This window comes from Kitasatospora sp. NPDC002551, assembly GCF_040296005.1.
Taxonomy (GTDB): domain Bacteria; phylum Actinomycetota; class Actinomycetes; order Streptomycetales; family Streptomycetaceae; genus Kitasatospora.
Window position 1 is genome coordinate 63,441 of record NZ_JBEOWI010000022.1, and the last position, 12,342, is coordinate 75,782.

The 12,342-nt window shown below is 72.6% G+C and carries 13 protein-coding genes; all 13 read left to right on the forward strand.

Annotated features, from left to right (window positions below; all coding sequences use genetic code 11):
* Window positions 1-10 precede the first annotated feature (10 nt).
* Window positions 11-667, forward strand: coding sequence for a hypothetical protein (locus ABT093_RS19940; RefSeq protein WP_350565984.1), 657 nt, complete (start codon window positions 11-13; stop codon window positions 665-667).
* A complete protein-coding gene (locus tag ABT093_RS19945; protein WP_350565986.1) occupies window positions 664-3,468 on the forward strand; it encodes a type IV secretory system conjugative DNA transfer family protein in 2,805 nt (934 codons plus the stop codon). Before ABT093_RS19940 ends, ABT093_RS19945 begins: the two co-directional genes overlap by 4 nt.
* 1,052 nt (window positions 3,469-4,520) lie before the next feature.
* Window positions 4,521-4,883, forward strand: a complete 363-nt coding sequence (locus ABT093_RS19950; protein ID WP_350565988.1) for a hypothetical protein — start codon at window positions 4,521-4,523, stop codon at window positions 4,881-4,883.
* Window positions 4,884-5,143: 260 nt separating this feature from the next.
* On the forward strand, window positions 5,144-5,851 hold the full coding sequence (locus tag ABT093_RS19955; protein ID WP_350565990.1) for an ATP/GTP-binding protein: 708 nt from the start codon (window positions 5,144-5,146) through the stop codon (window positions 5,849-5,851).
* A 51-nt stretch (window positions 5,852-5,902) separates the two neighbouring features.
* Complete coding sequence (locus tag ABT093_RS19960; protein ID WP_350565992.1) at window positions 5,903-6,592, forward strand: SAF domain-containing protein; 690 nt, start codon at window positions 5,903-5,905, stop codon at window positions 6,590-6,592.
* A complete protein-coding gene (locus tag ABT093_RS19965) occupies window positions 6,592-7,407 on the forward strand; it encodes a CpaE/TadZ family protein (RefSeq protein ID WP_350565994.1) in 816 nt (271 codons plus the stop codon). The genes ABT093_RS19960 and ABT093_RS19965 overlap by 1 nt, the downstream gene beginning before the upstream one ends.
* Window positions 7,400-8,956, forward strand: coding sequence for a TadA family conjugal transfer-associated ATPase (locus ABT093_RS19970; RefSeq protein WP_350565995.1), 1,557 nt, complete (start codon window positions 7,400-7,402; stop codon window positions 8,954-8,956). The genes ABT093_RS19965 and ABT093_RS19970 overlap by 8 nt, the downstream gene beginning before the upstream one ends.
* Window positions 8,953-9,849, forward strand: coding sequence for a type II secretion system F family protein (locus ABT093_RS19975; RefSeq protein WP_350565998.1), 897 nt, complete (start codon window positions 8,953-8,955; stop codon window positions 9,847-9,849). The genes ABT093_RS19970 and ABT093_RS19975 overlap by 4 nt, the downstream gene beginning before the upstream one ends.
* Window positions 9,846-10,745: a type II secretion system F family protein gene (locus tag ABT093_RS19980; RefSeq protein ID WP_350566000.1), complete on the forward strand. Its 900-nt coding sequence runs from the start codon at window positions 9,846-9,848 to the stop codon at window positions 10,743-10,745. Before ABT093_RS19975 ends, ABT093_RS19980 begins: the two co-directional genes overlap by 4 nt.
* A gap of 32 nt (window positions 10,746-10,777) precedes the next feature.
* Window positions 10,778-11,008, forward strand: coding sequence for a hypothetical protein (locus ABT093_RS19985; RefSeq protein ID WP_350566002.1), 231 nt, complete (start codon window positions 10,778-10,780; stop codon window positions 11,006-11,008).
* A 43-nt stretch (window positions 11,009-11,051) separates the two neighbouring features.
* Entirely contained in the window at window positions 11,052-11,465 is a 414-nt protein-coding gene (locus ABT093_RS19990) for a TadE family protein (protein ID WP_350566003.1), read from the forward strand.
* Window positions 11,462-11,920, forward strand: coding sequence for a TadE/TadG family type IV pilus assembly protein (locus tag ABT093_RS19995; protein WP_350566005.1), 459 nt, complete (start codon window positions 11,462-11,464; stop codon window positions 11,918-11,920). Before ABT093_RS19990 ends, ABT093_RS19995 begins: the two co-directional genes overlap by 4 nt.
* Window positions 11,917-12,336, forward strand: coding sequence for a hypothetical protein (locus ABT093_RS20000; RefSeq protein ID WP_350566007.1), 420 nt, complete (start codon window positions 11,917-11,919; stop codon window positions 12,334-12,336). The genes ABT093_RS19995 and ABT093_RS20000 overlap by 4 nt, the downstream gene beginning before the upstream one ends.
* Window positions 12,337-12,342: the final 6 nt, after the last annotated feature.

A 12,342-nucleotide genomic window follows, 5' to 3' on the forward strand; every position in this document is an offset into this window, starting at 1 on the left:
AACGTCATAAATGCGTACAAAGCGCTCGATTATCGTCCCCGCCGCCGGTGCCGCCGTCCTGCTCGCGGCCGGACTCGCCCTGATCGTCCCCGGCAGCAGCCCCCACGGCGCCGCCCACTCCCCCGCCGGCGTACCGACGGCGGCCCCGGAACCCCCTGCGGCCGGCACCACCGCCTCCGCCACCACCACCCCCGCGACCGCGACCGCTCCGCCCACCAGCGAAGCCCCCTCCCCCGAAGCGACCGCCACCACCGCCACGCCGGCCGCCCAGCTGCCCTCGGGCGCCGCTGCGGCGGGCGACGGCCCTCAGGGCGACCCCGCGATCCAGGCCGCCCTGAACGCGCAGCACCCCAGCGACCTCCCGGCCGAGACCGCCGAGCAGCTCAGCGCGCTGGCCCGGGCCGTGTGGACGGCGGAGGCGACCGGCGAGGGCCGCCAGAGATGGCCCGACTACTTCCCCGCCGTCCAAGGGGCTGGCGGGAGGCCGTACTTCTACACCGGGTTCCGGGTGCAGGCGGCGATCGCCCACACCGCCAAGGGCGACCGCGAGCACGCCGCGGTCGACCTGCTGTGGGCAGGGACCTCCCCCACCGGCGAGTACGGCGACCACCGGCCCGCCACCCTCTCCTTCACCCTCGTCAACGGCACCTGGGAGCCCCGGCGATGAGCATGAACACCGCGTCCGGCCTTCCGCGGGCACTCGCCGACGTCTCCCGGGCGGCGTGGTCCTGGGCCTCCGCGACGGCCGGCTGGCTCTCCGACAACGGCGACCTGGTGCTGCTGGTGGTCACGCCGCTGGCGGTCACCGCCTTCGTCGTCCGCTACCGGCTACTCATGAAGACCCTGGCCGACCGGCAGCGCTTCATCCTCACCCCCACCCGCCGCTTCGATCCGAGCATGGAGGACCTCTGGCGCCAGGCCGCCGTCGTCCTGCGCGCCGCGGGCAGGGGTCCATGGTGGGCGCCGAAGGCGGCCAAGCGAGTGCGGGTACGTCTGAGGGCGGACGGCAGCACCCCGCTGGAGTACTCGCTGGAGGCGCACTGCGACGCCGCGACCCTGCTGCGCGACAGCCGCTACCGCGAGGTCACGGTGGAGAAGGCGGCACCCGCCGAGGACTCCTGGGCCGAGCAACTGCGGGCGGAGGCCGCAGCGAGGAAGGAGGAGAAGAAGAAGCCGCGCAAGGAACGGAAGAAGAAGGCCCCGGAAGGCGAGGAAGAGGAGGAGAAGGCCGAGCGCCTGCACGCCGTACGGGCCGAGTTCGTGCTCAGGGGCCGGGCGTCGGCGGCGCTGCGCGAGGTGCCGCTGGAGCCCGATCCGCTCCAGCCGATCATCGACGCCGTCGCGGACATCCGCACCGAGCTGGGCGAGGTCGCCGAAGTCGTCCTCGACCTGCAGCCCATCCCCCGCTGGCAGGTGAAGCTGCGCCAGTGGCAGATCCTCCACGAGGAGCGGGACAAGGAGCGCACGCGAGCCCGGAAGGCCGCCGGACACGCCGCCGCCGACGCCCAGGACGTCCAGGACTCCTGGCGCTTCCAGCTGGCCAGCCTGTTCGAGCCGTCGCCGCCTCGCAGGCTTCCGCTGGTTCCCGCTCCGCGCGCGCAGCCCCTCGACACCGACAAGGCGCTCGGCCGGCTCGCCAGCTCGCGGGGACTGGTGCGGATCCAGGTGCTGGTGCGCTGCACCTCCACCATGGAGGGCCGCGCCCGCCAGCTGCTCGGCCAGCTGACCGCCGCCATGGACGTGTTCGGCGACGGCAGCAGGCTCGCCCAGGACGCCGGCCGGTTCCTCTGGCTGACCTGGAGCGCGGACAGCCGCCACCGCCGCGCCGCCTTCGACAAGCGCTGGACCACCGGGCAGGTGGCCCCCCGCAAGCCGAACTGGGTACACATCTCCGAGCTCCAAGGACTTCTCAAGCCCCCGACCGCGCACAGCGTGCTCCCCGTGCTCGCCTCCGAGCTGCCCGACTACGTGCCCGGCAAGCCCCTGGTGCCGCACGGCTACCTGAAGTACCCCGACGGCCGACGGCGCCTGATCGCCGGCCTGCTCACCGAGTTCCTCTTCAGCATCAAGGTGGGCAAGGCGAACTACGGCAAGACCGAGTGGGCCCTCGTCCAGGCGCTGGCCGTGGCCCTTGCCGGCGAAGGCCTGCTGTTCGTCGACCCGCACGGCGACACCTGGCGCTCGGTCGCCCCCTATCTGGCGCACCCGGCCCTGTCCTCCCTGGTCTGCCGGATCGACCTGGCCCGGGCGGAGGAACCGGGCGCTGTCATCCCGAGCTGGAACATGATCGGCATGGACCGGGGCCAGAACCCGGCAAGGACCGTCACCGCCGCAGTCGACGCCCTGGCCACGGCCCTGTCGTGGAGCGAAGCCACCCACCCGCGGGCCGCAACCATCCTCACCAAGGCGATCGAGGCCCTGGTGACCTACAACCTCGCCGCCTGCAACGCCGGCCGCCCCGACGCGCAAGCCACACTCCTGCAGGTACGCACCCTGCTCACCGACCAGGAGGTGCAGCGCCCGATCCTGGACATGCTGTCCGCCGAGCAGCGCCGCTGGTGGGAGACCACGTTCGCCGCCTACCCGCCGGACGTCCTCGCCCCCGTGACCAACCCCCTGGACCGCCTGACCGCGAACCCGGTCACCCGGGCCTTCCTCGGCAACCCGACCGGCGCCTATGACATCCGCAAGGCGATGGACGACGGCAAGATCGTGTGGTTGTGCCTGGAGGGCACCGGGCCGAGCGACCGCCTCCTGATCTCGATGATCATGCAGGACCTCCTGCGTGACGGCCTGTCACGCCGGGACACCGCCGAGGACGCCCGGCGGCCCTATCACGTCTTCGCCGACGAGCTCATCAGCCTCGACCCGGCCGGCGGGCCGACCTTCGCGAGCATCACCGAGCAGCTGCGCAAGTTCAAGGTCCGGCTGCACGTCATGGTCCAGCACCTGGGCCGCGTCCAGCCGACCACCCGGGAATCACTGATGCAGAACAGCTCGGTGGTGAGCACCACCGCAGGCGCCGTGGCCGCCATCAGGGCGGTCACCGACGAGTGGCACGGCATGGTCGACCCGGCCGCCGTCGCCGAGCTGCGCCGCTTCGAGCACTACGTCCAGGTCACCGTCAATGGCGCCCCGGTCGGCCCGCTGCGCGTGGAGGGACCGCAGGTCAAGGAGGTCTTCAAGGACTACTACAGCCCCCAGCTGGTCGGACGGATGACCGCATCGGCGAACCGGGCCGTACAGGCCCAGCCGGTCGAGCAGCGCCTGCTGCGCGCCCAGGGCCAGGACGCGGTGGTGCTCGCCTTCCTGAACTCCCTCGGCAACGGCGGTCAGATGGTGCAGCAGGGCGGAACGCCGCCGCCTGGCGGCGGGACGGCGGCAGTCCTGACGGCACCTCAGACCCCGCGGCGACGGAGGCCCGGACGCCCGCCAGCTGCACCAAAACCGGTGAACCGGGCCGAATAGCGGAGGGGCCGGATGTCCGGCGGGCCCTAGGGCGACTGCCAGGGCCGGGCCTGGCTGATGGCCGCAAACTACCCCGAGCGCCTTGAGTACTTCTACTCAGGACAGTGGCCACGGGCGCGGGCCACCATGGTCGCCTGCCGAACCCGCACGACCGTCTCCGGTGAACCGGGAAGGGGTGCCATGAACCGGGCCATTCACACCGGCGGAACGCCGCCGGAAGTCGCCGGAACTGGCAAGGACGTGCTCGATCCGCGAAGCGATGGCTACACCCGAATCGGTGAATCAGACGGGTGACAGGGGTTCCATGAGTGGGCAAATTGACCGATTTAACACTAAATAACACTTTGTATACATTTAAAGACTATTGCTCTTTTAGTCGCGTGACTATGCCAGGAGCACACTCGCTATGACCAAAATCATGCAGACAGCGACTCAAAAGTTGCGTATCGTGACCATCCTCAAGCCTGAGGCAAATGCGTCTGGGCTGACGCGGCCATACGTGCACGCTGCACTGACCTCGTCGCCCGGCCGGCGCCGCCGCAAGGCCAAGTAACGGGGGGCGGATCCAACTGTTAAGCACGTGACACAGTCGGTGAAGCGCACAATCAGCCGCAGGTGGGGGCCCGGCATGACTCCCTCCCGCACGATCGGGGTCGCACGCTGACCCAAATTTCTTGACACATCTGGGTCAAATTCGAATTCAGGCCGGTTCACGCCGGATCAACCCGAGTTGGGCAGAGAACGTGAGTCTAGGAACGAGCAAGCAGGATGCCGGGGGTCTGGCTACGCCGACCTACGGGGCGGAGCCGATTCGAGCCGAGGGCCCGTTCCCACGGGTACGCACACGCCCTGCAGTGGTGTTCGCCGGCCTGTTGCTCCTGAGCGCCACAGCCGGCTGCTCATCAGCTTCCGACAAGCCTCAGACCTCCCCCACGACTGCCCAGGCCTCGCCGTCGCCGCCCGCCTCACCTGCACCGGCGCCAAGCAGCGCCGACCCGTCGCAGCAGGCCAAGGAAGGCGCTCTGGCCGCCTACAACGGCATGTGGGCGCTCATGGTGAAGGCCTACACCGCCGGCTCTCTCGACGGCGTCGACAACCTGGAGGCGTACACCGCTGACAAGGCGCTGGCCGGCGTGAAGGTCGCGGTCGCCTACTACGAGAAGAACAACCTGGCAGTAAAGGGCCATCCCCTGCTCACCCCGCAGGTGCAGGCCGTGGACCTCCAGGGCCAGCCGAACCGTGTGACCATCCGCGACTGCGTGGACACCAGCAACTTCCTGCCCGTCAACAAGACCACGGGGCAGCAGTCCATCACCGACGGCAAGTACCGGCAGGTCATGAACTCGGTCGTCCAGCTCCTCGACGGCAGGTGGCTGGTCACGGACTCGGCCTACGACCGGGAACAGACGTGCTGAACAGAGCCCGGGCCGCCGCTGGCCTGGGCGTGCTCGGGCTGGCCGCGTTCACACTCCCATCTCCGATGGCCTGGGCCGACGGGGGCGTCGAGTGCCCTCCGAGTGTGCCCAACTGCGACCTGCACGCGGGGGGCGGCGGAACGAAGCCGGGCGGCGGCACCGGGACCGGAGGAGGCACCGGGACCACGGGCGGCGGCTCGGGTACCACGGGCGGCGGCTCCGGCGGGGGCAAGGCCGTGTGCGTGATCGACGGTGGCGAAGTGCCGTGCTCCGTCGAGAAGTACGGGTGGTTCAACCCCAACGACAGCTGCTACTGGAAGGCCTTCGATCCCCAGCCGCCGCCGGACAGCTATCGCTGGAAGACGGCACCCGGCATCCCGAAGGACTGGACGCCGGGGCAGGGCGCGCTCTACAACCGCGTGTGCCTGGCCAAGGGCGCCGAGCTGATGAGCGGCGACATCTACAGCGCCGCCCCTCCCCCCGGCCAGGGCGGAACCGTCGTGATCGACCCCGCCGTCCTCGCCCAGCAGGTGGTGGAGTCGATGCTGCTGACGGGCGCGGACATCGGCATCGCGCCCAAGCCGGGCTCGCCGAGCCTGGTCGGCCTGCCGGTGTGGCTGTGGAACACGCCCAAGGACACCACCTGGGGCCCGAAGAGCGGATCTGCCTCCGCAGGCGGGGTCACCGTGACCGCCACCGCGCACGTGGACCGCATCCTGTGGACCACCGGCGACGGATCCACGGTCACCTGCACCACCCCCGGCAAGCCGTACCTGCCCGCCTACGGCACAGCCCGGCCGGAGTGCGGCCACACCTATACCAAGCCGGGCCGCTACGCGATCAACGCCACCAGCAAGTGGGTCGTCGACTGGACCGCCACCACCGGCGCGTCGGGGCGGATCAACACCGACCGCACGGCGGCGACCGCCGTGGCCATCGCCGAGGCCCAGTCCCTCAACGTCCGCTGACGACAGCACCACGACGCCTGGCGCTCCGAAGAACTCCTCTGAAGGACTCTCATGGCACCTACCCTTTCCCGGCCCCGCCGTGCCCCCGTCCAGGCGGGCACGTCCGCTCCGGCCGCCGCTCTGCCGGTGTCCGATCCGGGCACCCGGCGCAGCCGCCGTCCCGCGCTGGTGGCCGTCGGCGTCGCGCTGGCCGCCGTCGGCGGTCTGGCCGGCGCCTACCTCGTCAACCAGGCCGGCCAGCGCACCGACGTCATCGCGGTGGCGCGCGACATCCCGGCCGGCAAGGTGATCACGGCCGATGACCTGCGCAGTGCGTCGATGGTCGCCGACCCCGCCCTGCACCCGGTCCCGGTCACCCGCAGCGCCGACATCCTCGGCAAGACCGCCGCCGCGGACCTTCCCGCCGGCGCCCTGGTCACCGACTCCTCCGTGCGCACGGGTCAGCCGATCGCGGCCGGCAAGGAGAGGGTGGGCGTGCTGGTAAAGGCGGGCCAGGTGCCGGCGCGCGCGCTGCAGGCCGGTGACGAGGTCCACGTCGTCGCCACGCCCGGGCCGCAGGACGACAAGGCCGCCACCGGTGCCCGGCCTTCGACGATCGAGGCGGTGGTGCTGCAGGTCGGCGAGCCGGACGCCAACGGCGCCCGGGTCGTGGATCTGGCGGTCTCGGCGGTGGACAGTCCGGTCGTCGCGTCGTGGGCGGCCACCGGCCGCGTGGCCCTGGTCGTGAAGGCGAGGGCGTGATGATCGTCGCCCTGACGTCCGCGAAGAGCAGCGGAGTGACGACCAGTTGCCTGGCGCTGGCGCTCGCGAGCCCGAAGCGCACCGTGCTGGCGGAGTGCGACCCGGCGGGCGGCACGGTCCGGGCCGGCTTCCTCGGCGGGACGCCGACCGCTGCGGTGGGTCTGCACCGCCTCGCTACGGCCGAGCGGGACGGCTCCCTGCCCGAAGTCTTCGAGCAGCATCTGGTGCCGCTGGACACGGAGGGGAACCGGCTGTTGCTGCCGGGGCTGACCGACCCGGCGCAGGCGCCGTCGCTGGCCGGCACCTGGGAGCCGCTGCACAGGCTACTCCAGGTCATGGAGGAGGACGGGTTCGACATCCTGGTCGACGCCGGTCGGGTGGTGGTGGAGTCCGCGCAGCGGCTCAGCGCCCTGTACTCCCCCGCCCCGCTGCTGCGTCTGGCCGACCAGGTGCTGCTGGTGGTGCGGGCGAACGCGTCGTCGGTGGCGGCCTCCGCGCCGGTGGTGCGGGTGCTGCGCGAGGACCTGGACCGTCACGGCACCGGCTCCGGTGCGCTCGGTGTTCTGCTGATCGAGGGCGAGGGCTTCCGCGCCACGGAGGTCGCGGCCGCGCTCGGGGTGCCGGTGGTGGCGACGCTGCCGGACGATCCGGCGACGGCCGCCGTCCTCGGCGGCAGCGGACGGGCGCGGGGCCGGTTCGCGCTGGCGCCGCTGACCCGCGCGGCCCGCACCGCCCACGAGCCGATCACCCTGGCGGCCACCCGCCGCCGCGTCCAGATCGCCCCGCGCACCTCCCGGGAGGCCGCCCGTGTCTGACACCACGTCGGCTCCTGCGGGCTCGGGCCGCCAGGCCCGCTTCCGCGACGCGCTGCTGGCCGGTCAGGCCGGCGGCTCCGGCTGGAGCGTCCCCTCCCCTGGCACCGGCTCCGGCCGGCCCGCCGCGTTGTCCGGTGGCGGCCCGGTGGTGCCGGGGCCGGTCGTCGTGGAGGCGCCCGGCACGCTCCCGGTCCCCTACGAGGAGGTCGTGGCCCTGCGCCGCCAGGTGGCCGAGCGCCTCGCCCAGGCCACTGCGGACAAGCCGGGCATGTCGCAGGCCGACCTCGGCCAGCTGGGCCAGTCGCTGGTCACCTCCGCGGTCGGCGCGTGGGCGACCGACTACGCCGCCACCTCCCGCCCGCTGAGCCAGGCCGACGAACAGGCCGTGCGCGTCGCCGTGTACGAGGCCTTGTTCCAGGCCGGCCGCCTGCAGCCTCTCCTCAACGACCCCGACGCCGAGAACATCGTCATCGACGGCGACGAGGTCTGGGTCGACTACCGCGACCGGCCCCGGCAGAAGGTCGCACCGGTGGCCGACAGCGACGACGAGCTGATCGAGCTGGTCAACACGCTGGTGCGCACCCAAGGGCAGGGCGAGCGGGCCCTGACCTCGGCCAGCCCGCTGCTCAACACCCGCCTGCGGGACGGATCCCGGCTCGCCGCCGTCGCCTTCAACTCCCCCCGCCCGCACGTCGTGATCCGGCGCCACCGCACCCGCTCCCAGGGCCTGGCTGACCTGCGGCGCTGGGGCACCATCGACCCGTGCCTGGAGGCCTTCCTGGCCGCCCTGGTGAAGGCCCGAAAGAACGTGATCATCGCGGGCAGTCAGGGCGTCGGCAAGACCAGCCTGCTGCGGGCGATGGCCCGCGAGATCCCGCCGACCGAACGGATCGGCACCATCGAGGGCGAGTACGAGCTCTGGCTGCACACCGACCCCCACGGCCCGAGCGTCCTCGCGCTGGAGGGCCGCGAGGGCAACGGCGAACGCGACGCGACCGGCCGGAACGTCGGCGAGGTCACCCTCACCGACCTGTTCCGCCAGTCGCTGCGTATGTCGCTGCGCCGCGTCCTGGTCGGCGAGGTCCGCGGCGCCGAGGTGCTGCCGATGCTCCACGCGATGCAGGAGGGCGAGGGCGGGTCGATGGCCACCGTCCACGCCCGCTCGGCCGCGATGACCATCGAGCGTCTCGTCATGCTGGCGATGGAGGCCGGCACGGGCATGACCGACGCCCTCGCGTACAGGGTCGTCGCGAACGCGATCGATTTCGTGATCTACCTGAGACTGGTCGATGAGACCGCCGTCGGCGGTGCGCGCCACCGCTTCGTCGCCGAGGTCGTCGAGCTGACCGGTGTCGGCGAGGGCGGCCGGCCCTCCCGGCAGACGATCTTCGGGCCGCGCGAGGACGGCGGCCGTCGCGAACCGCGCGCGGTGCCCATCATGCAGCCGCAGTGCATCGGCGACCTGGTGCGGGCCGGACTCGACCCGAACGTCTTCCAACAGCCGTGGGGCCGGTGGGAGCAGGAGCTGAGGACGGTGACCTCCCTGTGAACCTCTCCCCCACCGCCCTGCTCGCCGCGGTCTGCGGCACCGTCGCCGTCCTCGGCCTGGCCCTCGCCGTCTACGGTGCCGTCGGCGCCAGCGGGCCTGCGCCCGCCCGCCCGCCCGGCCGGCTGCAGCGCCGGGCCCGCGAGGCCACCACCGCACTTCGCGGCCGCGGCCGCCTGCTGATCGCCGCCGCCGGCGCGGTCGGCCTGCTCGTGTGGCTGCTGACGTCCTGGCTGCTCGGCGGCCTGCTCACCGCGGCGGCCATCCTCGGCATGCCGTGGATCCTGCAGCCCGGCCGCGGCGGCAAGGACCGCATCGAGCGCCTGGAGGCACTGGAGGAGTGGGTGCGGCGCCTGGCCGACATCCACACCGCCGGCATCAGCCTGGAGCAGGCCGTCACCAGCAGCGTGCGCAGCGCCCCGGAGCGGATCGCGCCCGAGATCTCCCGCCTGGCCTCGCGGCTCGCCACCCGGTGGCGCCCTCAGGACGCCTACCGCCAGTTCGCGGACGACCTGGACGACGCGACCGCCGACTCCGTGGCGGCGCTGATGATCGGTCACGTCCACGACCGCGGTGCGGGCCTGAGCACCGCCCTGAAGGTGCTCGCCGGCCAGCTGTCCGAGGAGGTCCTCATGCGCCGCAAGATCGAGGCCGACCGCGAGAAGCCGCGCGCCAACATGCGCTGGGTCTCCTTGTTCTGCCTGGCCGTGTTCGGTGTGTCCGTCGTGTCCGGCGGCTACGTCGCCCCCTACAGCACGCCCTTCGGCCACCTCCTGCTGCTCCTCCTGGCCACCGCGTTCGCCGCGACGCTGGTGTGGATGCGGCGCATGGCCCTGTCCAAGCCCACTCCCCGGTTCCTCTCCGGCCCGGACACCACCAGCCAGGAGGGCACGTGATCGCCACCGCCCCCGCGATCCTCGCCGGCGCCGTCGCGGGCCTCGGCCTCACCGTCGCCATCGCCGGTGCCACCCGAAGCCGCCCCGACCTCACGGACCTGCTGCGCCGCACCGACGCGCGGCGCCTGGAACACGCCGGCCCGGGCGCCCGCGCAGCGCAGACCTCGGTTCTGGAGCGGCTCGGCGGCCGGCTGCTCGGTCAGCTCGGCGAAGGCGTGATCCGTCTGCCCCGCCGGGATCTGGAGCTGCTGGGCCGCACCCCGGCCCGGCACGTCGGCGAGAAGCTGGGCTTCGCCCTGCTGGGCCTGCTGTTCCCGGCGCTGCTGCCAGCCGTCGTCGCCCTCGGCGGCGGCCGGCTCGGCCTCACCGTGCCGGCGCTCGCCAGCATCGGCCTCGCCGCGCTGGCCTGGCTCGTGCCGGACGCGAACGTCCGTGAGGAAGCGGCAGTCGCGAGGCAGGAGTTCCGCGCCGCCACCGCTTCCTACCTTGAACTGGTGTGCCTGGAGCGCGCCGCCGACGCGGGGCCGAGCGAGGCGCTGCACAAAGCGGCGGCCATCGGCGAGGGCTGGGTGTTCACCCGCCTGCGCGACGCGCTGCGGCGCGCCGAACTCGCCGGCCTGCCGCCGTGGCAGGGCCTGCGTCAGCTCGCCGACGAACTCGGCGTCCCCGAGCTCGCCGCGCCGGCCGACATCATCGCCGTCGCCGGTGAGGAGGGCGCCTCCGTCTACACCACCCTCCAGGCGCAGGCCTCCGGTCTGCGCGGCGCTCTGATGACCGAGGCCCAGGCCCAGGCGAACATCGCCAGCGAAAAGATGATCATCCCCGTCACGGCACTCGTCATGCTCATGGCCGTCTACATCGGCTACCCCGCCATCGCGCGGATCATGGCCGCCTGACCCTTCACCGACCGACCAGAAAGGCAACGATCATGCGTGCTCTGCCGAACCGCGCCTACCAGGCGCTCGCCGCCACCGACCCCGTCGTCCAGGCGTTCCTCACCCACATCCGCTACAACACCGCCCGCCTGCGCACCGAGAGGGAGAAGGGCGGCCTCTCCATCGAGGCGGCCATCCTCATCGGAGCCCTGGTCCTGGCCGCCATCGGCCTGGGCACCTTCATCGCCAGCAAGTTGTCCGAGAAGCAGGGCCAGATCAAGTAGCCGCCGCACAGCCCCCGGCCCGTACCGACCGCAGGAGCACCCCGTGTCCACCTCTCACCCCGCCCCGCGCGTCCGCCTCCGGCGGGCGCGCGGGCGCGGGGACCGCGGCGCCATCAGCCTCGAACTCGCCATCGTGTTCCCGCTCGTCATGCTCACCGTGTTCACCGCCATCCAGGCCGGGCTGTGGTTCCACGCCCGCAACGTCGCCCTCTCCGCGGCGCAGCGCGGGGTGGAGCGCGCCCGTGTGCAGGGCGCCGGCATTGGGACGGGTACCGCCGCCGCTAACGACTTCCTCGACCGCGCGGGCGCCAGCATCAGCGGGCGTTCCGTCACCGGTACCGACGGCCCGACCGTGCGCATCGACGTCGCCGGCCGGGTGGAGACCTGGATCCCCGGCCTGTCGCTGCCGGTGCGCCAGCACGCCACCGCCGCGCGCGAGCGGGTGACCGCTCCATGACCCGCACCCGCACCGCTCTGCTGCGGCGCCGCACCGGCGACCGCGGCAGCATAAGTCTCGAAGCGGCGATCCTCTTTCCGGTCTTGTTCGGCATCCTGGCCCTTGTCGTCGTCGCCGGCCGGGTCGGCAGCGCCAGCGGCACCGTCTCCGCGGCGGCGCGCGCCGCCGCCCGCGCCGCCTCCCTGGAACGCGACGGCGCCACCGCCCGCACGGCTGGCACCACGGTCGCCCGGCAGACCCTCGCCGACCAGGGCGTGCGATGCGACGGCCTCAAGGTCGACATCCCCACAGGCGGGTTCACGGCCGCCCTCGGCGTCCCGGCCAGCGTCACCGTGACGGTCAGCTGCACCGTCCCGCTGTCCGACCTCGTGCTGCCGGGCCTGCCCGGCAGCCGGACCGTGAAAGCCTCGTTCACGAGCCCGATCGACCCCTACCGGGGAAGGCCCGCCTCATGACCATCCGCCGGATCCTGCGCGCACGCCACCGACGCGGCGACAAGGGCGCGCTCAGCCTTTTCGTCGCCGTTGCCGCCGCTTCCCTCTTCCTCGTCGTCGCCTTCGTGTACGACGGCTCCCTCAAATTGTCGGCGCTGAACCACGCCGAGTCCGCGGCCCAGGAGGCGGCCCGCGCCGGCGCGCAGAGCGTCAACCCCGGCCGCGTCATCGCCGGCGAGGGCATCACCATCGACCGCAACGCCGCGCAGGCCGCCGCCCTCGCCTACCTCAAGTCCGCAGGCACCAGTGGCACAGTGAGCTGGTCCGGCGACTCCATCGTCGTGTCCGTCACCGAGACCTACTCCCCCGTGCTGTGGCCCAGCAGCTCCACCGTCACCGGCCGCGGCAGCGCCACCATGATCGTCCAGGGAGGCTGACCCCCG